This window comes from Atribacterota bacterium, assembly GCA_028717805.1.
Lineage (GTDB): Bacteria > Atribacterota > Phoenicimicrobiia > Phoenicimicrobiales > Stramentimicrobiaceae > Stramentimicrobium.
In genome coordinates, this window is the sequence record JAQUNC010000009.1 from 1 (window position 1) to 25,088 (window position 25,088).

Annotated in this window: 27 protein-coding genes; 1 reads left to right on the forward strand and 26 read right to left on the reverse strand. The window is 33.6% G+C overall.

Annotated elements, in window-relative coordinates; genetic code table 11:
* Window positions 1-442: 442 nt before the first annotated feature.
* The 20 genes from PHD84_03285 to PHD84_03380 all read right to left on the reverse strand — a co-directional run bounded on the left by PHD84_03285 (window position 443) and on the right by PHD84_03380 (window position 17,575).
* Window positions 443-1,594: a Fic family protein gene (locus tag PHD84_03285; GenBank protein MDD5636827.1), complete on the reverse strand. Its 1,152-nt coding sequence runs from the start codon at window positions 1,592-1,594 to the stop codon at window positions 443-445.
* A 125-nt stretch (window positions 1,595-1,719) separates the two neighbouring features.
* Complete coding sequence (locus tag PHD84_03290) at window positions 1,720-1,878, reverse strand: hypothetical protein (GenBank protein MDD5636828.1); 159 nt, start codon at window positions 1,876-1,878, stop codon at window positions 1,720-1,722.
* A 500-nt stretch (window positions 1,879-2,378) separates the two neighbouring features.
* Entirely contained in the window at window positions 2,379-2,627 is a 249-nt protein-coding gene (locus PHD84_03295; protein MDD5636829.1) for a type II toxin-antitoxin system HicB family antitoxin, read from the reverse strand.
* A gap of 15 nt (window positions 2,628-2,642) precedes the next feature.
* Window positions 2,643-2,828: a type II toxin-antitoxin system HicA family toxin gene (locus PHD84_03300; protein ID MDD5636830.1), complete on the reverse strand. Its 186-nt coding sequence runs from the start codon at window positions 2,826-2,828 to the stop codon at window positions 2,643-2,645.
* 106 nt (window positions 2,829-2,934) lie between these two features.
* The gene (locus PHD84_03305; GenBank protein MDD5636831.1) at window positions 2,935-3,273 is read right to left on the reverse strand and encodes a helix-turn-helix transcriptional regulator; all 339 of its coding nucleotides are present in this window, start codon (window positions 3,271-3,273) and stop codon (window positions 2,935-2,937) included.
* Window positions 3,274-3,625: 352 nt separating this feature from the next.
* Window positions 3,626-3,946 carry a type II toxin-antitoxin system PemK/MazF family toxin gene (locus tag PHD84_03310; GenBank protein MDD5636832.1) on the reverse strand — a complete coding sequence of 107 codons (321 nt, stop codon included), beginning with the start codon at window positions 3,944-3,946 and terminating at the stop codon, window positions 3,626-3,628.
* Window positions 3,943-4,164, reverse strand: a complete 222-nt coding sequence (locus tag PHD84_03315) for a hypothetical protein (GenBank protein MDD5636833.1) — start codon at window positions 4,162-4,164, stop codon at window positions 3,943-3,945. Before PHD84_03315 ends, PHD84_03310 begins: the two co-directional genes overlap by 4 nt.
* Window positions 4,165-4,703: 539 nt before the next feature.
* Window positions 4,704-4,976, reverse strand: a complete 273-nt coding sequence (locus PHD84_03320; GenBank protein MDD5636834.1) for a hypothetical protein — start codon at window positions 4,974-4,976, stop codon at window positions 4,704-4,706.
* The gene (locus PHD84_03325; GenBank protein MDD5636835.1) at window positions 4,977-5,252 is read right to left on the reverse strand and encodes an AbrB/MazE/SpoVT family DNA-binding domain-containing protein; all 276 of its coding nucleotides are present in this window, start codon (window positions 5,250-5,252) and stop codon (window positions 4,977-4,979) included. It lies immediately after the preceding gene.
* 350 nt (window positions 5,253-5,602) lie between these two features.
* Window positions 5,603-6,049 carry a HEPN domain-containing protein gene (locus PHD84_03330; protein MDD5636836.1) on the reverse strand — a complete coding sequence of 149 codons (447 nt, stop codon included), beginning with the start codon at window positions 6,047-6,049 and terminating at the stop codon, window positions 5,603-5,605.
* On the reverse strand, window positions 6,039-6,578 hold the full coding sequence (locus PHD84_03335; GenBank protein MDD5636837.1) for a nucleotidyltransferase domain-containing protein: 540 nt from the start codon (window positions 6,576-6,578) through the stop codon (window positions 6,039-6,041). The genes PHD84_03330 and PHD84_03335 overlap by 11 nt, the downstream gene beginning before the upstream one ends.
* Before the next feature lie 521 nt (window positions 6,579-7,099).
* Window positions 7,100-7,825 carry a glucosamine-6-phosphate deaminase gene (nagB, locus tag PHD84_03340; GenBank protein ID MDD5636838.1) on the reverse strand — a complete coding sequence of 242 codons (726 nt, stop codon included), beginning with the start codon at window positions 7,823-7,825 and terminating at the stop codon, window positions 7,100-7,102.
* On the reverse strand, window positions 7,822-9,018 hold the full coding sequence (nagA, locus tag PHD84_03345; protein MDD5636839.1) for an N-acetylglucosamine-6-phosphate deacetylase: 1,197 nt from the start codon (window positions 9,016-9,018) through the stop codon (window positions 7,822-7,824). Before nagA ends, nagB begins: the two co-directional genes overlap by 4 nt.
* Window positions 9,019-9,112: 94 nt before the next feature.
* Window positions 9,113-10,498 carry an ROK family protein gene (locus tag PHD84_03350; GenBank protein MDD5636840.1) on the reverse strand — a complete coding sequence of 462 codons (1,386 nt, stop codon included), beginning with the start codon at window positions 10,496-10,498 and terminating at the stop codon, window positions 9,113-9,115.
* 26 nt (window positions 10,499-10,524) lie between these two features.
* Window positions 10,525-11,775: a Gfo/Idh/MocA family oxidoreductase gene (locus PHD84_03355; protein ID MDD5636841.1), complete on the reverse strand. Its 1,251-nt coding sequence runs from the start codon at window positions 11,773-11,775 to the stop codon at window positions 10,525-10,527.
* 120 nt (window positions 11,776-11,895) lie between these two features.
* Window positions 11,896-12,405: an L-2-amino-thiazoline-4-carboxylic acid hydrolase gene (locus tag PHD84_03360; GenBank protein MDD5636842.1), complete on the reverse strand. Its 510-nt coding sequence runs from the start codon at window positions 12,403-12,405 to the stop codon at window positions 11,896-11,898.
* 28 nt (window positions 12,406-12,433) lie between these two features.
* Entirely contained in the window at window positions 12,434-13,411 is a 978-nt protein-coding gene (locus PHD84_03365; GenBank protein MDD5636843.1) for an ABC transporter permease, read from the reverse strand.
* A gap of 35 nt (window positions 13,412-13,446) precedes the next feature.
* The gene (locus tag PHD84_03370; GenBank protein ID MDD5636844.1) at window positions 13,447-14,928 is read right to left on the reverse strand and encodes a sugar ABC transporter ATP-binding protein; all 1,482 of its coding nucleotides are present in this window, start codon (window positions 14,926-14,928) and stop codon (window positions 13,447-13,449) included.
* Window positions 14,929-15,024: 96 nt separating this feature from the next.
* Window positions 15,025-16,110 carry a sugar ABC transporter substrate-binding protein gene (locus tag PHD84_03375; protein MDD5636845.1) on the reverse strand — a complete coding sequence of 362 codons (1,086 nt, stop codon included), beginning with the start codon at window positions 16,108-16,110 and terminating at the stop codon, window positions 15,025-15,027.
* Between the two features lie 250 nt (window positions 16,111-16,360).
* Entirely contained in the window at window positions 16,361-17,575 is a 1,215-nt protein-coding gene (locus PHD84_03380; GenBank protein MDD5636846.1) for an ROK family transcriptional regulator, read from the reverse strand.
* A gap of 450 nt (window positions 17,576-18,025) precedes the next feature.
* Here PHD84_03380 and PHD84_03385 point away from each other — a divergent pair, with 450 nt between their 5' ends.
* The gene (locus PHD84_03385; GenBank protein ID MDD5636847.1) at window positions 18,026-18,478 is read left to right on the forward strand and encodes an RpiB/LacA/LacB family sugar-phosphate isomerase; all 453 of its coding nucleotides are present in this window, start codon (window positions 18,026-18,028) and stop codon (window positions 18,476-18,478) included.
* Between the two features lie 91 nt (window positions 18,479-18,569).
* Here the strand turns inward: PHD84_03385 and iolO are convergent, their stop codons facing one another.
* The 6 genes from iolO to PHD84_03415 all read right to left on the reverse strand — a co-directional run bounded on the left by iolO (window position 18,570) and on the right by PHD84_03415 (window position 24,709).
* Window positions 18,570-19,385: a 5-keto-L-gluconate epimerase gene (gene iolO, locus PHD84_03390; GenBank protein MDD5636848.1), complete on the reverse strand. Its 816-nt coding sequence runs from the start codon at window positions 19,383-19,385 to the stop codon at window positions 18,570-18,572.
* Window positions 19,386-19,440: 55 nt separating this feature from the next.
* Window positions 19,441-20,202, reverse strand: a complete 762-nt coding sequence (locus PHD84_03395; GenBank protein ID MDD5636849.1) for a 5-deoxy-glucuronate isomerase — start codon at window positions 20,200-20,202, stop codon at window positions 19,441-19,443.
* A gap of 174 nt (window positions 20,203-20,376) precedes the next feature.
* Window positions 20,377-21,657, reverse strand: a complete 1,281-nt coding sequence (locus tag PHD84_03400) for a TRAP transporter large permease (protein ID MDD5636850.1) — start codon at window positions 21,655-21,657, stop codon at window positions 20,377-20,379.
* Complete coding sequence (locus PHD84_03405) at window positions 21,650-22,150, reverse strand: TRAP transporter small permease (protein MDD5636851.1); 501 nt, start codon at window positions 22,148-22,150, stop codon at window positions 21,650-21,652. The genes PHD84_03400 and PHD84_03405 overlap by 8 nt, the downstream gene beginning before the upstream one ends.
* Before the next feature lie 103 nt (window positions 22,151-22,253).
* A complete protein-coding gene (locus PHD84_03410; GenBank protein MDD5636852.1) occupies window positions 22,254-23,231 on the reverse strand; it encodes a TRAP transporter substrate-binding protein in 978 nt (325 codons plus the stop codon).
* A 710-nt stretch (window positions 23,232-23,941) separates the two neighbouring features.
* Window positions 23,942-24,709 (reverse strand): phosphoadenosine phosphosulfate reductase family protein, encoded by a 768-nt coding sequence (locus PHD84_03415; GenBank protein ID MDD5636853.1) that lies wholly within the window; start codon window positions 24,707-24,709, stop codon window positions 23,942-23,944.
* Window positions 24,710-25,088: the final 379 nt, after the last annotated feature.

Consider the following 25,088-nt stretch of genomic DNA (forward strand, 5'->3'; position numbering starts at 1 on the left):
CATTATTTTTTGTTCCCTCCAAGGCATCAGATGAACACTCCTTTTACTAAGTTTTCATCTGTTATTTTATTAGAAAGTGTTACCTATGTCTTGAAGTTTTTTGTTACTCATGTCCTGAAGTCGTACCAAAAGAATAAAGATACATAATTCAAGGTGTAAGATAAAATTAGTCGTTTGTCGTTGGTAGTTAGTAGCTATTTTAAGACAATCGAATTCAGTAATAAGTGACAAGTAATTAGTGATGAGCAATACCATTTATAAGTTGACCAGTTTACCTGTTGGCCGGTTAAATGCAAGAGTTTACGGTTGACAGTTTACGGTTTTCAGACTAAGACAATACTAAGAATTCGGGCTTAAGTGAATGCTATAGTCTACCGGTCGAAACAGTATCGTGTATCGAGTATTAAATACAAGAAAATAGTCTGCCGGTCAAAAACAAAAATTACAACTCAGTTCCTTTTTTAATTATATTGATGTAATCTAAAAAAATATATTTTTTGTAACGCTTTTTACCGGAGATTTCTCTGATAATATTTATTTTTTCAAACTTTTTTATCAGTTGATTTGCTGTTTCTTTGCTGGTATTTAAATTCTTTACTATATCTGTGGATGTAATAATAGGTTTGATAAAAAGCAGGTTTAATAATTCAACTGCATAAATACTTGAAATCTTATTTAAGAAAAGTGTTTTTAGTAATTTTTCTTTAAGTATGATTATTTCTTTGGCTAAGATAAGGGCTTCTTCTGAAACCTCTTTAATTCCTTCTAAGAAAAATTTTAACCACTCTTCCCATCTATCTTGCTCTCTAATTTCCATTAATAAATCATAATATCTGCTTCTATTCTTTTTTAGATATACACTTAAGTATAATAGGGGGTGAGAAAGTATCTTCTTACAATAAAGATAAAAAGTGATAAGCAATCTACCTACTCTGCCGTTTCCATCTAAAAATGGGTGGATGGTTTCAAATTGAGCATGAATTAAGGCTATTTTAATTAAGGGAGGGATCTCATCTTTTTGATGAATAAATTTCTCCAGCTCTGACATTAGTTCAGGTACTTTTTCCGGTGGTGGAGGAACAAAAATAGCATCAGAAAGAGCAGCTCCGGGTAATCCTATCCAGTTTTGTATTTTTCTGAATTCTCCGGGGATCTTACTGGTACCACGAGTACCCTGGATAAGTATTTTATGTATTTCTTTAATCAATCTATTTGAAATTGGTAACTCAGATAGTCTTGCTATTCCGTAGTTAAGTGCTTTGATATAATTTATTACTTCTTTTACTTCATTGATATCTTCTTCTGGTTCCAAATTTGCTTCGAATCTCAAAACCCCCTCTAAGGATGCTTGAGTGCCTTCTATTTGCGAACTTAAAAGAGCTTCTTTTTTTACATACATTGCTATAAAAAGATCAGAATTAGGAAGAACATTAACCACTCCATCAAGTCTTGACAAAGCTCTATCTGCTTCTGAAAGTATATTTCTCAGTTTTTCACTATATTTTATTGGTTTTATTGATGGTAATGTTACAGGTATGAACGCTTTATATCCACCTGGTTGAATTAGATATTTTCCAGTTTGACCATCTTGCATAATCGAATCCAATCTTTTTAATTTTTTAAGTCCAGTATTTCTGTCTTAGAGTATTATTAGTTATTCTTAGTCCATTATACTTGACTTATAATATTTTTTCAACTTTTAAGTCAGGGAAATCTATCTTATTTCCACAAGAATTTGCCAATTGTTTTATTCAGTTTTTTGCCTACAATTTTATTTTTTGCCCGGCGGGCAATTTTCTTGGGGTCGCCGCTTGCTACTTTGCTGACATCATTGGCTGCCCGGGCTAATTTGTAGAGCATACTGACCAGTTTAGACATGATTTTCCTCCCTTCTTGTTTGGGTAACAATGCGGGTTGGATGGTTTTTTGGTTTTTTGGTTTTTTGTTTTTGGTTTTTAGACTAATACTACTAAAGATTCAAGATTAAATGAATGTTATAGTCTACCGGTCTGCCGGTCAAAACAGTATCGTGTATCAAGTATGTAGTATCGAGTCAAAATACAAAAAATAGTCTACCGGTCACCCTGTCTTCCGGTCTGCCAATCAAATACAAAATAAGAAAAATAAAAGACGATTTAGGTTAGTGGTTTTAATTTCTTTCACTACATACACGATACTAACGACTCGATACTATTTTATAAGTGGATGAGATTGCTTTGTCGCTTCGCTCCGAGCAATGACAGAAAAGAGGGCTCTGTCCTATGGCAAGATAACAGTATTCCGTATAACTTTAAAACAATGTAAATACAATAAATAAATATATAATAAAAAGTTTTTTGGTAAAACCGAAGATGATTGAGAAATTTTATTTTACCTTATTACACTGCTACATTTGATTTATTCTCATTTCTGATTATAATTTCCGGGTTTTTGTTTTCTTTAGGAATCGGCAATTTTCTTTCTTTTAATAAATCCAGATGTTCTTCCATTCCCCATCTTGCCTGATAAATACAATCTTCTACAGAATGTCCAACTCCAGTGAATCCTTCAATATCAGGAGAATAAAAAGTAAAGAAGGTGGGATCTTCTGTTGCTTCTATTACCAGCGAATATTTTAAATTAATCATTTTATAAGTTCTCCTTTATTTTAAACCTGCACTTTTTAAAATAAACTTACAGGTACCTGTTGGTACTTCTTTCGATCCATGGTAATCAATTCTAATTAATTTCTTTATTCCGGGTTTGCTATAATAGCGAATTGAACCTTTTTCCTTGACAATAGAGTAACCGTTTTTTTCTAAGATTCTAACTAATTCGCTGAATTTCAAAACTTGCTCCTTGTTTATTAATTATTAATAACTTTTTAATATTTTTTCCTATTTCTTATTATAAAGTAAGGGATTCATATTTTCAATTTTGCTTTTATTTAAGTAATTAGCTACTTTTTTTAGGAACAAAGTCAATTATTAAATCAGAATCACAGGCTTTGGCGATTCTATTTAACAGTTTTATGCTATATCCCTGATAATTATCGCTTTCATATCTTGATATAGCTGATTTTGTTGTGTTGATGCGTTTGGCCAGATCTGCCTGGGTTAAATTTGCTTTATATCTAGCCCTGGCAATTCGTTCTCCGATACAAACATTTTGATATTCTTCATTAAATTTATCTCTAAATTCCTTGTTCTGCATTAACTTATCAAAATAAGTTTTATCCTTTTTCATAATAATCCTTAGCTGGCATCTTTCCTGTTTTAGTAAAATAAAATTCAACTTGAAATTTATATCCTTGGTAAAAAATGTAATCTTCTTTTTTAGGAACTTTCATATAACAAGCCTTTCGATTAAAATGTTAGCATATATGCGAACTTATGTCAAGAATTTTACTCTTACTCTTCTTATTTCAACTGGAATTTGTAAATTAAATACAAGAAAATATAGTGACAAGTACTTAGTGATGAGTAATAAGCAAATAAATACTGTGGGTATAAATGTATGAGATTGCCTTATTAGTCGTTTGTCGTTGGTAGTTAGTAGCTAGTTTAAGACAATCGAATTCAGTGATAAGTGATGAGTGACCAGTAATGAGCCTAAAAACGAAAAACCATAAAATAAAAACTTTTTTTCACAATTCCAAGTTTAGTTCAATCTGGAGCGCTCTGTTTATTTCCTTCATAATATCAGCAGATAGATAAGTTATTTTTTCACCTAACTCTGTTTTTTCAATAGTAAAAATTGAATCTGCCTGAAACTTTGTGGGCTTAGAAAATCCTTTTTTTACCAGGACTTCTATTGGATAGACAGTATCTGTATTTTGAGCAGTACCAGGGATGACTACAACATCACTGCTGTACTGGTTCCCCAGATTATTTGAAACAACCAAAAGTGGTCTGATCTTCTTTTTACCGGGTCCCCAGTATACCTCTCCTCTTTTTGGGAAAATCATAATTGCTCCTCTTTTTCCTGTCTTTTGATAACTTTTTGTTGTGCTTTACGTAGCTCAGAATAGGAATCAGATTTATTTGTATAATATTCTTTTAATTTGTCTTCTCTTAATTTGTTCAGAGAAATTCTAATTACATTAGAAACTGAGCCATGTTTTTCTTTTAATTCCTGGAGTAATTTACTATCAGATTCTGATAAATATATAGTATGTCTTGGCATTTATATCACCTCTTTATATGATATTATTATCATACTTAAAGGTATTTGTCAAAAAATTATGAAAGATAAAATTAGCCGCTGGTCGTTAGTGTTTAGCAAAAAATAAAGATTGTTTCACCCCCACCTTAGTCCTCCCCCCTCAAGGACGAACTAATCATCTAATAATAGTGACTGTTCCAGGGGGAGATGACCTGGCCGACTACAAACTCTTCCGGTATCATCATAACATATTCTCTTTTACTGTAACTACTTCTTATAGCTTTTGTTACTTCTTCCTCCTAATTAATTTATTCTATTTTATACTCCCTACTATCGTACGAGGGGGAGGAAATTGGGCTGGGAAATCCTTGACTCAAGGGAGGGAGACAAAAGAAGAGCTAAGTTCCACCTCAAGAGGGAGAAGATGAGCTCTGGATTCGCAATGACTTAATAAGTAGTTAGTAACAACGATAAGAGTGAGATTTTCTTCTAACTGAAAATATAGCTCACTAAATTTGGACTCGATACGCGATACTAAATATTACATACTGTTTTATATTCTATGGTCTTTTAAGGGTTCGGTCATGTTTACCTATATTGCGAAGTAATATATATTCTGATTGTTGATATTGCCAGGTCATGCGAATATCCCGATTGATCCTGCATTCGAATATTTCTGCAGTTCCCTGGATTTTTTTTACCTGTAAAGAAGGGTGAAATGGTACTGTTGGATTTTGTAAAAAAATATCTATCTGTTTTTGAAATGCCTGTTGTTCTTCTTTTGTTAATTTCTGAAAACTTCTTTTAAACCGTTGGGTTATTTTGAACTTCATTTACTTTTTTAAATCTTTCATTAAATCATCGGCATTATTAAAAGTTTTTACTCTGCCTTTATTGATATCTTCTTCTGCTTCCCTCTCTTCTTTTTGCCAATCTTTACTCCAGAACCAGGTCTGGCTTTTATCAATAATAACAACTGGTTTTAATACTATTTCTTCATCCCGAAGTTCAATGGAGATAGTATCTCCCTTTTTTAAATCCAATTTATCCATTATATTTTTGGGAATGGTTATTTGAGAGTTGTCTCTGATTTTAGTCATTTTATCCATCTTTATCACCTGTATTGATATTAATAATTTTTTATTCTATTAATATATTATAATAATAATTTATTATTTTGCAAGGGGAAAGACAGTTATCAGTTGACGGTTTTTGGTTTTTAAACAAATACCACTAAAGATTCAAGATTAAATGAATGTTATAGTCTACCGGTCACCCGGTCTGCCAGTCCGCCGGTCGAAAGAAAGGTGCAAGATAAAATTAGTCGTTTGACGTTAGTCGTTAGTAGATAGTTTAAGACAATCGAATTCAGTAATAAGTGATAAGTAACCAGTATCGAGTACAAGACAATTCCAAAATCTATCTCTCAATCTTTATTAGTTAATTACTATTTGCCAAATCAATGGTTATTTAATTGTAAATTTAAAATTTGTTTAGCCTTCTCTAAAAACTCCTCAGCTAATTTCATGATTGTTTCAGCGCCTATTTCAGACCACTCGTCATAATAATCAGCATTTTCTCTTAAAGTTTTTGCTTTTTGCATACCTTCTATAAGATGCACTGGTAATAATTTTTTCTCTACATAAAGGGCTTTAATCGCAACAATAAGACAATGGTGACTTTTTTCTCGATAGTTATTAATGTAAAGCAATGCGCGAGCGGCATGAAACATTGAGTAATAGCATTGTACAGTAGACCATTTATAATTTTTATTGTTTTCAAAACTTATTTTAGCTTGTTCAAAATCTGATTTAGCAACATTAAGTTCTTTTGGTGCCAATTTATGACCAGGAGTAAATTTTTTGATTTTATTATTTTTTAGGCATCTTTGGAATTCAGGATTCATTTTTTGCTTCCCATAAAACTATCCCTCTTTCTATCTCTTGATAAAAAATTGGGTTTGTTTTTTCCATTTCAATATATTGTAGAGGTTTGCGGATAATTAGTTGTATTTTTTTGGAATATTTTTTTCTTTGCATTATCTTCTCAACTTCTTCAGTTAGATTTGTCACAATGAATAAATCAATATCACTATCCTCGGTATCTTCACCACGACTGGAACTGCCATATAAAATTATTTTACTGGTTTTTTGTTTTAGCTTTTTAATCAGGGGCATAAAATCTATTATAGTTTTTAACACTTTCAACTGTTTGACAACAGGATTTTCATCATTGATAGTGTACAAATATACATTTCCTTTTTGTTGTCTGTTGACAAGACTGGTTTTTACTAAATCATTTAAGGCAAAGTTAGCCCCGGCTTTACTCATTTTGGTAGCAATCTGAATCTCTTTTGATAAAAATTCCTTGCCGGCTTTTTGTATTAAATATTCAATTACCTTCTGTGGATTTGTTTTAAATAGAATTTCTTTCATTTGAAATATCCTTCTGGATAATATATTAGCCTTATGGCTATTATTATAGCCGGAAAAATTTTCCCGTCAAATATTTTTTTGAGGAAACAAATGTTGGTGATTCTTGTTTTTTATTTTTAGCAAAAAAAATGTAAGATCAAAGACAGTTGTCAGTTGACGGTTTTTAGTTTTCAGGCAAAAATAAGTTACAAGTTGCAAGTTTCGAGATACAAGTTAAATATATTTAACCAACACATAGGTTACACTTTTGATTCAGGACATAGGTTACACTATAGACCTGCTATTTATTAGCTACAGTAAAAAGTGATAGGTAATAAATGATAAACAAATAATACTTTTTTGGATATAAATGGATGAGATTGCTTTGTAGATTAAGAGCAATAAAATATTTTTAGAAAAACTATTTTGCTTTAGGAACAAAATCAATTTTTGAATCAGACTCACAAGCTTTGACATTTTTATATTTAGATTTATAGTCTTAGGGGAAGCGAAGGAGATTGTTTTATCCTTAGCTGGTTAGATTAAAGTTTGCTGGCAGCATCTTGATCTAGAATAATAGATACCTCATTATGAAGCTGAAGGACAGTTGCTGGTACCTCAGTGCTGACTGGCCCCTTGATAGTCTTAACTATTACTGGAGATTTCTTTCGGCCACTAGCTAAGAGAATAATTTTTTCGGCCTTCATGATTGTTCCGATACCCATGGTGAGAGCTTGCCGGGGTACTTCCTTGATATCGTCAAAATATTTGACATTGGCGCGGATAGTTGCTTTTGATAAATTTACCAGGTGAGTCTTGCTATTCAGACCGATGGCCGGCTCATTAAAACCAAGATGCCCATTATCACCAATACCCAATATCTGTAAGTCTAGGCCACCTCTTTTTTTAATGAGATCTTCAAATCTTTGGCATTCCTCATCGATATTATCTGTTATTCCGTTTAATAAGTATATGTTTTCTTTATTGATGTTTATATGCTGAAAGAAGGTATCCCACATAAAATAATGGTAACTTTGCGGGTGCTCCGGGGATAGTCCATAATATTCATCCAGGTTAAAGGTAACCACTTGGGAAAAGTCTATTTCTCCTTTTTTAAACTTTTTAATCAATTCCTGATACATACCCACCGGTGTCTGCCCGGTAGCCAAACCCAGGACTGTATTTTTCTTCCTGGTGATTTGATCGGCAACCAGCTGAGCAGCTTGAACACTTAGCTCATGATAGTCCTTTACAATGACAACATTCATAGCTCTTCTCTCCTGAAGATGACTTTTCCTGAAACCATAGTTAAGTCCACTTCAAAGTTTTTATTTAGTATGACTATATCTGCATCTTTGCCTGGTTCCAGACTTCCTTTTTTATTATTTATACCCAGACACTTTGCTGGATTATAGCTGGCCATTTGAATGGCTTCCCCTAATGGAATGTCTGCTTTAGTTACAATGTTCTGTACAGCTTTATTCATGGTTAGAACGCTGCCGGCCAAAGTACCATCCTGGAGCCTAGCCTGTTCCTTAGCCACTATCACTTTCTGTCCCCCCAGATCATAGGTGCCTTCCGGCAAGCCGGTTGCCCTAATGGCATCAGTAATTAGAACTATTTTATTACTCCCCTTCATCTGGTGTATTATTTTCAATATGATCGGATGGATATGTATTCCATCAGCAATGACCTCTACTGTTATTCTGGAATCAGATAAAGCGGCACCCACTATACCTGGCTCTCGATGGTGCAATCCTCTCATGGCATTAAACAGATGGGTAACATGGTTTAAACCGGATTGAAGGGCATCCTGCATCTCTTCATAGGTAGCATTAGTATGCCCTGCTGAGGCAATGATATCTTGTTCACACAGCCAGGGAATAAAATCCAGTGCTCCGGGCATTTCCGGTGCCAGGGTCACTAGGCGAATTAAATTGCCGGAAGCTTGATTGAAGGCCAGAAATTCCTCTTTGGAGAGCTGGATAATATCTTCTTTGTTTTGGGCTCCTTTTTTCTCCGGATTGATATAGGGTCCTTCCAGGTGTATTCCTAAAATCTCAGCTGCTCCGGTACCCTTTAATCTGGCTTCCCCGATGCTCTGGAGGCTTTTTATAATATCATCTTTGCTCATGGTCAGGGTGGTAGGAAGAAAAGCAGTGGTGCCATAATGACAATGGTTAGCAGCAATCTTTTTAATAGCTCCATACTCTCCATCCATCACATCTGCCCCATCGCCTCCATGAACATGAAGATCAATAAAACCAGGCATAATGTATTTATTCCTAGCTTCAAGAATCTCTGCCTGGCCAAAACTGGAGGAGTCTTTGGTACTATCTTTAATAGGTGTGACAGATATAATCTTCCCCTTTTCAATCATAATATGGCCTTCAAAAGATTGAAAAGGAGTAAAGATAGTACCATTTAAAATAACGGTTCTTTGTTCTTTATTACTCAACATTTCTCATTCTCATAATAAAATTATTTTTATTAAATATAGGTAGCCAATATATCATATATATGAAGCTCAATTTTAGTCAGTTCCCATTACTTCTCTAGTTCTCGCTGCTGATTAAGGGCAAGCTGGCAGCTGCTATGGATTGCCCCACTCTCCGGTTAGATTCATCTGGAAGATGCAGAGAAATTTTATCATACAATTCTGTAAATTCTTCCCTTAAAACCTGGCTGGCCTGCTCTAAGATTATATGCCCTCCTTGGCCTGAAGTCACCCGGCCTAATATTAATACATGTTCCAGATTATAAAAATCCGCGTAATAGGCAATGGCATATCCCAAATATATGCCAATAGTTTTAAATACCTGAAAGGCCTTTTGATCTCCTTCAGCCAGTAATTCCTGAACATGTGTTAATTGTTCCGCAAGTGTTTGTTCTTTAGGTAAGGTAACACCAGCTTTATTTGCCAGTCGTATCACAGCTATCTGGGATAAATATTGTACCCCACAGCCGGAGTCCTGGGACCAGGAATCAACCGGCGCCTTTTTATTAAAATCAATGGGTACAAAAGCCAGTTCATTTAATTGGGTGGTAATATTCCCTTTTCGATCTACATATCCCCCCGCTTCACTCGATCCCAGGGCAATGCCCAGCACTGCATTAGCCTGTAAGGACATGGAACCGGCTAGGGCGGTAACCTCTCCGTCATTGATTACCTTCAAAGGTACATTCCATTCCCTCTGGATGTCTATGAAAATATTTTTTATTCTTTTTTCAAAAAGACAGGGAGGAATGCTTCGAAACAAAGAGGCAGCCATCACCCGATTGTTGATATAGACACCAGCCGAACTCCCCCCGATAGAATCAACACGGGGCAGGTGTTGGGCAGCTCGTCGTAACATCGTCATTATTTCGTGATAATGGTACTCAGGATCATCCTGCTCACCGGGATCCCAGGGTACTTCCTCACTGAATACTACTTTTCCGTCTATAACCGCACTGACTTTTCTGTCACTTGCTCCCAGGTCAAAACCGATACGACAGCCCTTAAGTTCTCGATTGACAGGAATGGATTGTTCTTTCACATGGATGTTTTGTCCTGTATGGTAGGCAACTACAGAAAATGGTTTCCCATAGATATCAGACATAAAATTGGCATCAAAAAAGCGTTTACCTTTTTTTGAATATAATTCTTTAATATAATTTACAATATCAGTTGGGCCATCTATCACAATTTTATTTCCGCCATGAATCCAGAGCATTGTCTTTGTTAATCTTTCCACATAGGTATAATTACTGGAATCAAATCCAATTCCCTTAGAAGAAATCTGAGTTTTATAAACTGAATAGAAGATATCATTCCTGGCAATACCAATTCTTAATGGAATACCATTTTTTGCATTCCTCACTTTCTTAAGAAAAACACGATTCCATAAAGCAGCAGGGTAAAAATCTTCATCAAAAGAGAATATCTTTTTAAATTTCATCGATAGTGTGCTTCCCCTTCATCGTTTTATTGTCTAACCACAATTTTGTTCTTTAGTCTGCTATCTTCTGCGTAGAAAGCCATTAAATGGCTTTCCATTGCTTCTTCTACAGCAGTTGAAAAAATAGATTTATCATTTTTTTGTATGGCTTTAATAAAATTAGATATAATCCTAAAATCCCCACCATAATGTCCGAAACCAGCATGCTTACTAAGCATATACTTATTCTTATCAAGAGTATCGTATACTATTTTTTGTTGATTTTTAAATAAAGTAATTTCTATGAAACGGGAATCTCCTATCATTTCCCCTAAAGGACCCATCACTCTTGTTCTTCTGCTTCCAGTTGTAAAAGCAGACATGGTAAAGGAAGCTGTTATTCCTCCTTCAAACTCTATACAAACTACCTGATGGTCTACTGCATCATTATCACAATGATACACACATCTTCCATAAGGACCTTCTCTCAAAGCCCGGATTCTTCCTTCGTATGTCAAATCATGGGTGATAACATCCACTGGCCAACCAGTTACTTCGGGATCTAAATATAATTTCAAAGCAGAATACGGGCAATCCTCTTCAATGTCACAATTAATACATCGGGCAGCACTTCCTTTGGGAGCATTTTCTTTTTTAAAATGTAACAAAGAACCAAATGAGGCTATTTTTTGAAAAGGCTTCCCTACTAGCCACCTTAATATATCTAAATCATGACATGATTTTGCCAGAATCATAGGACTTGATGTTTTTAAGTTTCTCCAATTTCCTCTGACATAACTATGAGCATGATGCCAATATCCAACGGGTTCAATGTGCTCTATAGAGATAATTCCGCCAAGTATTCCCTCATCAATAATCTCTTTCATTTTTTTAAAATATGGTGTATGTCTCAACACATGGCATACTCCGACAATTTTTTTATTTCTCTGGGAAACTTCTACAATTTCTTTACATTCTTCTTCATTTACAGCTATCGGTTTCTCTACTAGTACATGGTAACCTCTTTTTAAAGATTTAATGACAGGTAAATAATGAATCCTATCAGGTGTGGCTATAATAATAGCATCAGCAAACTTTTTTACTTCTAATGCTTCTTCATAAGTATGGAATATAAATTGCTTTTCCAGGGAATATTTTTTTGAAAATTCATTTCTATAGTATTCTCTAGGCTCGGCAACTCCAACTATTTTCATTTCATGTCCATGATAAAGAGAATATTCTGCATAGGCATTGCCCCTGTCTCCTGCCCCCAAAACAATTACCTTAACCGGTTTCATAAGGATCTCCATAGATATAGAATTTTTTTCTTAAAATATTATATTAGTCAACAAAATTTAATGCAGATGACTGAATAAACAATTAAAGACTATTTATTCTTTTAATTTAAATAAGAAAGCTCAGTAAGTTTTTTCTTCTGAATCAATAAAATAATGATGGTTGCAATACTTGTCTCCATCCATAATGGTCATTGTTCTTTTAAAATTAATCTTTTCATTAAAAGCTTTTGCTAATGGCTCATCTGCCAGACAAAAGAATTTTCCAATTTCAGGATTACCGATTTTTATAAAATATTCAGCCCAAGGGCATTTAGTAAACCTGAATTTCACGCTATCTTCCTTAGATTCTACAACCTCATATTCGTGTCCCTCAGTTAACCCTGAAAGTAGCCAGTCTAAGAATGATTTTAAACTCTTATCTTTCTTATTCTGGAAAGCCTTCCGTGCATCATTTACCATGGAATCAATGAAGGCTTTTCTTGCTTCATCAATCACTTCTTGGCCAAACTTAGCTGATAAGTGCTTTATAGTATCAGAATAGAGAAGAGCCATAAGCCCTATGATATAATTTTGGCTTTCTTCCTTTTTCTTTTTAACTTCTTTGTCTTCTTGCTGGTCTTTCCTAATCATTTATACCTCCTTGAGAATAGTATTTTATTTACTTGTTACTGAGAAAATAATTTTCTTTCATTGTGTCAATAAACATGGCTATTAAAATAATAAATCCTGTAGTAGCCTGGATCAAGAATGCATTTACATGAGATAAATTCATAAAATTGTTTACAGATGAAATTAAAAGCACTCCTCCAAAAATTCCCAGTATTCTCCCTCTACCACCTGAAAGCTTTACACCCCCAATAACAGCTGCTGCAAATATATACATGATTAATCCGGAGGACATATGTGACGAAACTGAATTTAATCTACCTGCTAAAACCCATCCAGCACAGGCAGCTAACAATCCACTTAAGGCATAGGCGGTAAGAACTGTTAATTCCACATTTATGCCAGCAGCCCTTGCAGCGTCTATATTACTTCCAATAGCATAGAATTTCCTTCCCAGTGGTGTATAGGTTAATATAATATGAAACAGGATATAGAGAAAAATAAGGAATATGATGGAAACTGGTAATCCATAAATTTTTGCTCCTCCCAAGTAGTTAAAGGTACTGTTCAGCGGATAAATAGATTTCCCCTTACTTATATATACACTCAATCCTGTCAATACAATCGACATGGCTAAAGTGGTAATAAATGGATTCATTTTTTGATATGCCACTAATAAACCATTGATAATCCCAATTAGAAAACCTGTAATTAACATAATTATTATGGTTAACACCGGATTTAAAAGTAATCCCGATGCCAAAGAATCAGAAGAAATAAGCCATCCGGCTAAAAGTCCTGTAAAAACAAGTGTCGATTCAACAGTTAAGTCAAAGAAGCCACTGATCAAACATAAAGAACCGCCCAGTGTTAGAATACCTAATATAATTGAATGTACCAGTAAGTTCACAATATTCAAGTAACTAAAAAATGCCTTATTGACCATACCGGCAAAAAACCATAGTAATATCAATAAAATCCAGACAAAATTTTCAGAAATTAGACTGCTTAAATTTTTATTACCTTTCACTCTCCACCTCTTGTTCGATAATCATTTTTAAAAAATTAGACTGCCTCCAATTTACAAAAATCCTGCTTCCCATAACTTTCAATAATTTCACCATTTTTAAGCACAATAATTCTATCACTCATTTCTATTAACTCTGTAATAGCTGAGCTTATCAGCAGGATAGATTTACCACTGCTGACTAAATCGTTCATGATTTGATGAATATGTTTTTTTGCTTTAATATCGATGCCAAAAGTAGGATCATCCAGAATAAATACTTCTAAACCACTTCCTAATAATCTGGCAACCATTACTTTCTGCTGATTACCTCCGCTAAGTTCTTCAATTCTTTGATCTATATTAGAAAGCTTGATATTCAGTTGTTTAACATATTTTTCTACAGTATTGCTTTCCTTCTTTATCTCTATTAAACCAATTATACTTAACAGTTTCTTCAGAAAAGTAATGGTAGCGTTCTCCCTGATAGATCTACCAGTTAACATACCCCATTTTATCCTATCTTCAGGAAGATAGCCTATACCATTCGTAATTGCCTCTTCAACGTTATGGTTTTTAATTTTTCTACCTTTCAATATAATCTGTCCACTCTCAAAACGATCCAGTCCACATATTATCCTTACCAATTCTGTCCGCCCAGAGCCTTTTAATCCATATAAACCCAGGATTTCCCCTTTATTAAGATTAAAACTAACATCTTTGAATAAAGGTTTTTTTGAAATATTTTGCACCTGCAAAATAGTGTCTCCAATATTGACGTCTCTTTTTGGATAAAGGTCTGTTTCTTTCCCAACCATATATTTAACAAGGCTGGTCAGGGTAAAGCTTTCAGTATTATTACAACATACAACCTCTCCATCTCTGAGTATGGTAACCATATCTGAAATTTTTAACACTTCATCAAGGAAGTGAGAAATGTATATAAAACTTGTAGTATTACTTTTCTTTAATGACCTTATAAAATTAAACAAGATCTCTATTTCATGAATTGCTAGAGGTGCTGTAGGTTCATCTAAAACTATAATATCAGCTTGTTCTACAAAGAATGCTTTGGTGATTGCAATAATCTGCTGATTAACATAACTTAAATTGGCAACCTTTGTAGTAGGATCAAGATCCAATTCTAATTTTTTTAATAACTCATGAGATTTATTTTGAATTTTATCCCAGTCAATTAATATGCTTGACTGTGCTCTTGGCCAATCATTAAGAAAAAGATTTTCCCCAATCGATAATTCAGGCACAAGTTGAATTTTTTGTGGAATCATCGCAATTCCTATTTTTCTAGCAACAGAAGGGGATAATTTTTTATATTCTGTCCCTTTTATATGAATTTCCCCAGAATCCTTATCTATCAATCCATACAAAATATTAACCAATGTGGTTTTGCCTGCCCCATTTTCACCAATAATGGCATGTATTTCCCCTTTTTCTAGGTGAAAATTTACATTTCTTAAGGCCCTTGTCGAACCAAAACTCTTACATATGTTCCTCAGGTTAACGATAGTATCTTTAGACACTTGAATTTCCCTTCCTGTATAATAATTACCTAAATTTTACTATTTGGGGAAAGTATATTCCCCAAATAGTAAAATCATTCTTATTATAGTTTTTATTTAGGATTTTTCCGGAGCTTTCCAGTCAATATTGCCCCACAAAGACGGATCATCAATATTGGTAAGATCTACTTTCCCTGGAGTCAATACCACTACAGGACCAGCTGGTCCTTCTACTACCGTAGCTGGAGCCCAATGTGGATGTTCATCAGGAATGTAATCCCCAGTAATTACATCTCCTGGTTTAAGTTCTTTTTTCTCAGTTACATAATCAATCAATATTTGGGTGGCAATAGCTGAATGGACTTTAAAATTGCCATTAGAGGTATAATCCATAACTCCTCTTTTTATCTTATCTAAGCCAATAGGCATTCCATCAATGCTAACCCAGATAATGTGATCCTCATCACCTGCTGGTTTTAATTTTCCAACTGTATTCAGGGCAGATTCTACTCCATCAGATATATAGTCACTGGCAGTATATATGGCTACTATATCTGGATCTGAAGTTAAAACATCTCTTGTTATTTCATCTGCTTTAGGAATCATCCAATCACTTGGTTTCTCTATGAATTCGATGGCTGGATACTTTTCAATCTTTTCCTTTAATCCATTTGTTCTTCCAATCGAGTTGGGATCTGTTAAGGTACCTACTACCCCTAAAACTTTCCCTTTTGGTTCACCATATTTACTGGTCAATGCATTGACCAAAAAGTCACCAGCCAGTCTACCTGCTGCTACTGGATCAGTTTTCACCACTGCCAAAACGCTACCACCCTCAATATCTGTATCAAATACAACTACCGGGACTCCTGCATCATTCGCCTTTTTAACACCTTCGATGGCCAGTCTTGGATCTATCGGTTGAAGAACTATACCAGCAATATTTTTGCTGACTACAGCTTGGGTGATATAGTTTTCCAGAATATTAACTTGTGCTGCAGGATCAAAATTAGGATCACCCATAACAAAATCATAACCATTATCTATTGCAGTATTATAAGCTCCGACATAATGAGCCAAAGAACTTTCACCAGCAAATCCTACTTGTGGGATATATACAATAATATCTTTGGCAAATGAAGAAGTAATTACTGTAGATATAGCCAACAATACAATTAACAGGAACAATAAAGATTTTTTCATTTTATCCATTCTCCTTTTATTTTTTTAATATATTGTACATTAATCTCTGCAATTTCAACTAAACAAGCAAAACCAGGGCATTAATACCCACTTTAAGAACTCTCTGTTTTCTACTAAACCTCCTTTCATTTTTTCTATCTACCTTATGCAAAGGGATTCTTTGCGATCTTCGGTAAAAAGCTTTTGGCATGTTATTATTTAATAATCAGAAATTATTTTAAACTAATATTTACATATTTTTGAAATTTATTTAAAGTAGACTAGGAAAAGAGAAATGAAACATTTCCTGCAAAGGGATTGAGGCAGCTGCAGTCATCCGGAAATCCTCTCCCAAAGAAGTAGGGCAAATTTCTAACTTATCTGTCAGGATTTCCAAAGCATTTGCCAGCACTAATTGCTTAACTCGTGAAATAAGAAAGGGATTATTGTAAGCAATTTTTCCGCCCAAAATAATGATGTCCGGATTAATCAAATTAACTATATTAACAATTCCAGCTGATAAATATACCGCAACCTCTTCCATTATTTCCCGGGCTAACAGATCGCCTTTCTCTAATGCACTACGAAAAATAGAATGAGTGATTTTATTTTTATCACCTTCTGCTGCTTCTAACATTATTGTCTCTTGGCCTTTCTCAATAGAAGATATTATTTTTAAGTAAATAGAAGGCCAGCTAATATAATTTTCAAGGCAACCCCTATTGCCACAATCACAAAGTATTCCATTGATATCAATACTGATATGACCAAATTCTCCAACACCACCACTTCTTCCGCGTAAAATGGAGCCATTTACAATAATACCAGCTCCTACTCCATCTCCAATGGTAATATAAATCAGATTATTACATTTTTTATGTGCTCCATACTGTTTTTCAGCTAAAGCAATGGCATTGGCATCATTTTCTAACCATATATTTAATTTAAAATTTTTTTTCAAGATTTCCTTTAAATGAATATTTTTCAGCTTCAATTTTGTATTTTCGTAGATAATGCCATCTTGTACATCAATAATACCCGGAGAAATCACTGAAATGCCTATGCATTTTTTTAAGTTAGGGCAATCTTCCAGGAAAACTTCAGTCACTTTTAGCAGATGATCTATGAATAATTCTCCTGTTAAATTGCTGATCGGAAATATTTTTTGTTTGATTACTTTGGCTTCTAAATCCATCTTTGAAATCATAATTTCATCATTGGTAATTGCAATTCCAATAACAAAGTGGTTTTCTGGAGAAAATTGTATCAGAATAGGCTTTCTACCACCGCTAGACTCACCTATGCTAGCTTCAGTTACTAATCCATGTTTAAGAAATTCTTGAATGGCCAATGATACTGTGGTAGGACTCAATCCATTTTTCTTTGCGATTGCACTACGAGAAATGGGACCTTCTTGGCGTATGGTCTTGAGGATAATATTCCTATTTAAATCCTGAATTAATTTTTGATTTCCAGTTCTTTTCATAGGAGACCTGTTTTATGTGATGATACTTTTTCCATTGGAAAAAGTAAGTATATTTTAATATACCATAACAAAATAAATGTTGTCAATAATTTTTTTCTAATTAGATTAAAGTCAATTTTTGAGGGATTAGAAATTATGATTTCCCCTATGCAGCATCATTCAATAATGACTGCTCTCCTCGCAAGGACAGTGGGCTTATTATTATGATGACTGTGTTCACGAAACAAAATTAATTGAAAAAAGAATTCCTGGTGAAAAAAGAAAATAAAAATGTAATTAGTAATACTTTTACAATGAATAATTCTTGTGGTATATTAAAAAAGTCAACTGGTCTTTTATCTATAATAACATAAACAGAATCGCTATATTGTTTTAAACATTTATAGATATAGAGCAACAAAATATGTTTTAAACTAAAGGATTTAAATTCATACAGGGGGGAAATTAATAATGAAAATTGCTATCGGGAGTGATAGAAGTACTGTACTTACTGAAGAAATAATTAATTATCTGGAAGAAAAGAATTTTCAGCTGATACGTTGTGGTGCACTGGCTGGAAAGGAAGTTGATTATGTAGATGCAACAGAAGAGACAGCTAAATTAGTATCTTCACAAGAATGTGAACAGGGCGTACTTTTTTGTAATACCGGAACAGGAGCCTCCATAATTGCTAATAAATTGCCGAATGTAAGAGCAGCCCTATGCATAGATCCTTATTCAGCAATGATAGCCAAAAAAGCTAATAACGCTAATATAATTGTATTGGGGATCAGGCTGACCGGTATACCTCATGCTAAAGAAATAATCGATAAATGGCTGGAAACAGAACCATCAAAAGACCTGCCTTATACCAGATTTCATGAAAAAACAGATAAACTGGAAAAATACTATCGAGGTAGGTAATAAATAGCAATAATAACTTACTCCCTACCCTTAATAAGATTGGGTAGGGAGTTTTTATTTTATCAGGTGTTTTAAAATACTCTGTTAATAACTACATAAGTTTACTTATATGGGATAGTGCTTGCCTGGCTGCATTATCGCCATCAGGCAAGGGCAAGGCTTCTATGCCAATATAACCATCATAGTTAACTTCTTTTAAAGTAGCTAATATTTCAGTAAAATTAATGTGACCAAAGCCTGGTGCCCATCTATTACTATCAGCAAAATGTAAGTGAGATAAATAAGAAGAATATTTTTTTATGGTTTCCACTATAGATTTCTCTTCTATATTCATATGAAAAGAATCTAAATGCAAACCGATTAGGGGAGAGTTCACTTTTACAATAAACTTAGCAGTTTGTTCAGCAGTATTTAAATAATTAGATTCATATCTATTAATGGCTTCTAAAACTAGTTTTACATCTTTTTTTTGGGCATAATCGGCACATTCTCGTAAACAGGTAATTAATCTTTCTAAAGCTATTTCTCGTTCATTCCTATCTTCGGGTAATAAACCTTTAATAGTACCAATTATTACCTTTGCCTTTAAAGGAGCAGCAAAGTCAATCTGATCTTTAATTCTTTGCACTGCAGTATTTCTAACACCTGCATTTGCAGAGGTAAAATGTAATCTTTCATCTACATAAGCCTGACCAGTCCCTATAGTAGAGACAATAAGATTATTCTTCTTCACAGCTCCTATAATGGCAGGTATATCAATTGCCTTTGGATCTCGAATATGTAGTTCTACTGCTTTATATCCGATTTCCTTAGCTTTTTTTATTCCTGATACATAATCTCCCTGAAATATAATTGGAGCAAATTTTGAACCAAGACTAGAAATAGTTACACTTAAATTTATACTCATAACAATCTTCCTTCCATTTTTTTTGCAATAAACAATTCAATATTTTAAAAACTTATTAAAAAAACTTGTTTTCCTGGTAAAGTTCCTGAATATTAAGGTCCATAAAATTTCGATCTCCAGACTTCCTGGCAGCCATACAGTAGATATAAGACATTTTACCTGCCGGACAAGCAACATTGGGATGATATCCTCTAGGAATGGAAATTAAGTCGCCATCTCTGACAATGGCTACCTGGTAGGGATTATCTAAATCATCATATACACATTGTACTCCAAAAATATTTTTCATATTAAAATAGACATACACTTCCTCACGTTTTTCTGCATGCTCATGAGGAGGCCAGGAAGTCCATCCTCCAGGGCTACTCTCACAAATACCCATCATTAGACGAGCGCAACTAAAATCACTATCTATATACTTCCAGACATCCCTTTGACTATTATTATTCGGGCTTCCGGCAATTGCATGGGTAGCTATATTTTTATCAATATCCTGAAAAGTTATATGGGTAAATAGTGCATCAATATCAGAAGGAGCGCTATAATGCATCAACACACTTCCCTCAGAGTGTAGTTGCAATTCTGTTCTCCTTGGAACATATAGCATATCCTTCAAATTTGCAATCCCTTCCTTGTTTTCGCACTTAAACTGAACTGCTCCCCCAATTACTACCAGACAAATTTCTTCCTCCAGAGAATCAAGGATTAACTCCTTTTTTAATTCAATTCTTTGTACAGACACAAGTTCTAATCCTAACTCCTTGGGACCTTTTTTCTGAAGAAGATCTATGGATTTAAAATGATTTCCTATTTTCATACATTCCTTCCTTTAATTGAAGATCAGATATTTATAAATAAAAATCAATCCCTGCTTATAAATAGTATAATGATTATTTGACCAATTTTTAAAGTTAGCTTATTAAATTCTTACTATATTTTTTTAAAAGATAGAAGAGACTAAAATCATATGGATACAAAGGTTTGATTTAATTTACTTGAATAAGAGATTTGGTACAAACATAGTAATCGGCTCAAAATATGTTACTAACATTAGCATTAAAAACATCGGGATTAAGAATAGTAGCAATGGCTTTATAATGTCATTCATCTTAATGTCTGCTATGCCTAAGCCTACAAATAAGACTGTTCCCACTGGTGGTGTGCACAAACCTATACAAAGGTTTACTAGCATTATTATCCCAAAATGGATGGGTGAAAGACCTAAATTTGTTACTATTGGTAAAAAAATAGGAGTAAAAATGAGAATTGCTGGAGACATATCCATAAAAGTACCGACAATCAATAGAACAATATTAATAATAAATAATATGATATATTTGTTATTTGTAATTGATAAAAGGAGGTCCGCTACTAATTTGGGAATCTGTTCTAAGGCTAAAATATAGGCAAATGCAGTTGAAGTAGCTATAAGAAACATTACTACAGCAGTAGTATAGACGGTTTTTAATATAATTTCAGGCATATCTCTAATTTTTATTTCTTTATAAACAAAAAAACTAATTATAAATGCATACATAGCACCAAAAACAGATGCTTCCGTAGCAGTAAAAATACCTCCTAATATGCCAACAACAATCACTATCACCAAAAAAAGGCTTAATAAAGTCTCTTTTGTTATCTGTATTGCTTCTTGAAAAGAAGGCGTAGGATGGGATGGGTATTTTCTCTTTATAGAAATTATATAACTTACCACCATAAGCGCAATGCCTATAATGATACCTGGAACAATTCCAGCTGCAAATAATTTTGCTACGGAAATTCCACCAGCCACAAAAGAATACAATATCATAGAATTGCTTGGTGGGATAATAAGACCTATTGTGGAAGAAGTACAGGTAACTGCAGCAGAAAAATTCCGGTCATAGCCTTCTTCATTCATCATAGGTATCAATATGGAACCAATTGATGAAGTATCTGCCACAGCAGAACCTGATATGCCAGCAAAAAACATGCTGGCTAATATATTTACTGCAGACAACCCTCCCCTAACTCTACCAATTATTATATTACTAAAATTTACAATACGCCTGGCAATTCCTCCCTTCTCCATAATGTTTCCCATAAGAATAAAAAAAGGAATACAGGTAAGAACAAAACTATTAACACCAGAAAACATCCTCTGAAATACAATTATTAGGGGCAATCCTGCTAGAAAAATTGCCAACACTGAGGAAATTCCGAGTGCAAAAGAAACAGGTATACCCAGGACTAAAAGTACGAAAAATGTAGTTATTAACACTAGGCTAATCATTTTTTTGTTCCTCTTTGCCTGAACACAATGATGATTCATCTTTTGAAAAAATCATTTCCAATGAAATTAGAATCATTAATATAGCACTAACGGGTACAATAATAGAAATATTGGACATTTTAATATTCATTTCCGGAATGTTTTGTTTACTGGTAATATTGATTAATGTTAATCCCTGACTAAACATTATAGATGAGAAAAGAAGGATTAACAAAGCCCCAAATTTAGTAGTCCATTTTTTTATAATCGTAGGTAATAATTCTATGAAAATTTCAACTCCAACATGTTTTCTATTTCTCAAGACAATGGTACTACCCAAAAAAGATATCCATATCAGCGCATATCTACTGTAGGCATCAATCCAGAAAAAAGACTGACCAAAGAGATATCGGCTTAAAACAGCAATAAAAAGAAAAATTGCCATAGAAACCAACAAAATAATTAATAACAATTTTACTAAGAACATAATAATATCTAATAATCTTGTAAACATTTTACAATACGCCCTATAAACATTTTAGATATATTAGGGAAGAATATTAATATTCTTCCCTAATATACATTATATAAGATATTACTTATACTACTTTTTTTTATTATTCAACCGCTTGAATTTTTTCAATATAACCTTCAAATTTTGGAGAGAGTTCTTCTTGTAAATGCTTCACTTTTTCTATGAAAGGAGTTTTATTAGATATTTCATTTATTTCCATAGTTTCACTTATTCTTTCAAGTGCTTCTTTCTCCTGTCTAGCCCATTCTTCCTTTACAAATTCTTGTGCTTCTTTACTTACTTTAAGGAAAATATCCTGATGTTCTTTGCTAAGTTTATTCCAGACATCAAGACTGATTACTAAATTATCTGGAATCATCATATGCTCATCTAAAGAGAAGTACTTTGCTACTTCATTGTGTTTCATTCTATCAACACTGGGAGGATTATTTTCAGCGCCGTCGATTACTCCCGTTTGAATAGCAGTATATACCTCGGAAAAGGCAGTTGTTGTAGGAGACGCACCAAAGGCTTCCATGGTCTTAATCATTATATCGCTTCCCATTACTCTTATTTTAAGACCTTTTAGATCATCAGGAGTATGAATAGATCGTACATTATTATAAAAACTCCTTGCACCGGCATCAACCCAAAATAATAATTTTAATCCTGCTTCTTCTGTATATCTGGCAATCTCTTCCCCAACTTCTCCTTCCAGTATTTTCCAATAATGATCTTTATCTCTAAATAAATATGGGATGCTAAAAATATCCATCATGGGGACAAAATTGCATAACCATCCACAAGAAGTTTTAGACAGTTCCAAAACGCCTGATTGGACTTGCTCTATGGTTTCACCTAAATCACCGAGAACAGCATTGGGATAGAGGGTTATTTTAATCTGACCATTGGTTTCTGCAGCAATCCGATCAGCAAAAAATTTAAAGCCCTTTTCACCAGGTGCAGTCTCTGGTTGATCGGAAGAAAGCCTCATATTGATTACATTTTGTGCCATAGCAGTAGAACTTAAAAACATTATTAATGTAAGTAAACAAGCAATAAAAATAGAATATTTTTTCATTATATATTTCCCCTTTTTTATTTTATATTACTTTTTTTCTTGATTTAAATGATTTGGATATACAAATTAAACCTACACCCATCACCTCCTATATTTATTCTAATATGTATTTTAAATGGCTTATTTTGTATGATTGTTTTAAAAAATTTATAAACAAATATCTCTAAATAAAACTTAAATATCCTTTAAATAGAATAGCATTGCAATTCAATAAAAGTCAAAAATATTTTCTTTTTTTACTTATAGGCAATAGAAAATCTTGCCAAAATAAATATTAGTTTTACTACCTGTCACTGTGTATGTGATAGAGAATGTAGATTTTCATAGAACTATATTTGATAGAATTTTTTGAATATAAATGTGTGGAATTGCAAAATAGTCGTGAGTCGATGGCATTAAGTACTTAATTTTTGAACAATATGAAAATAAATATCTGTTCAGGTATTATTGGATGAGGTTATCACACCTGTATCTTAAGTTCAGTAAATATAATATATGGGCTTTCAATGAAAATAGAAATAGTCATTCGCAATGACAGGAGGGTTGGCGATTTGTAAGGTCAAAAGTTATATCTTATATGGTATAAAGTTATATCAGGTTATAATTAGAATGCTAAAGAAGAACAAGACGAGCAAATGCTCGTCTTGCAATAAAAACAGTTATAGGTAGTTTTATCATTGTAATATTGTAAAAATTTTTTTGACTAATAATTAAGAATTATTTTTTAAAAACTCAGATGCAGATTTCAAGTAATGAGCAGCCTTTTCTACTATCTGGGGTTCTATTTTAAAAACTTCCCGCCAGCCATTTTCAATGCTGCCGGTATATTCACGAGCCGCCCAGGGTCCGGTTCCTACCTGGAAACCATTGGTCCAGAAATAAAAGGGCGGCAACTGGATGTCGAAATATTCCAGATAAGCCAGTAAATCTTCATGATTCCAATTATAGATAGGAGCATAACGAACCACTCCATATTCGTCAACATCCATGCCTTCTTCTCCTGGATCATTACCATCTTTAGTTCTTCTACCCACTAGAATCATATCCAGGTTATTTCTCTGAAAGAACCTTTTTTGCCCTTCATTCTGGACAATTTTGAACCAGATGGAGGCCACTTCGGCCTGCTGAGGAAATAAGAGATGTTCGTTTTCGGATAACCATCTGAGGTCCTGACCGGTATTGACCACTTCCAGATTTTCCGGAGCATTTTCACTTACCAAATCTAGAACCTGCTGATATTCCAGATTGCAGCGCACCCAGAACACTCTTTTAATGTGCATTCCCTCACAGATGTGCTGTAGGACTATAGAGTCCTTACCTCCACTCCAGGATAGAGCCACTTTCTTATCCTTAATTAGTCTGGCAATTTTTTCTCTGGTTTCATTCCTCAATCTGAGTATTCTTTTTTCCAATTCTGCATCTTCCTGTAATCGTTCACGAATTTCATCCAATGCCTCCAGCCAGGCATCCTGCTCCACCTTTTGTTTGACGCCTAAGATAGTATCAACCTCCTTTTCTATTTAGGTTTAAAATAGTAAAATATTTTTTGAATATAATAAATATCTAATTTATCTAATTGTAATTAATAAAATAAATTTACAATCAGCAAAAATGTCATCCTTAAAATAAGGAGAATAAAGCGAGATTAACAAGCAGACGAAAATAACTTTCTTATTTTCTTAATAATTAATACCATAACCTCTTTTTAACCATAACATATTTTAGAGGTCATTTCAAGTTTGCTACTAAAAATGAGAAGAGAGGTATTCTCTCACAAGAGATTCATGCTATCAGTCATGGTAAGTGAGTGAAGAGGAGTAAAATCTTTCCGGGAAATGAAAAATGGAGGAAAATATA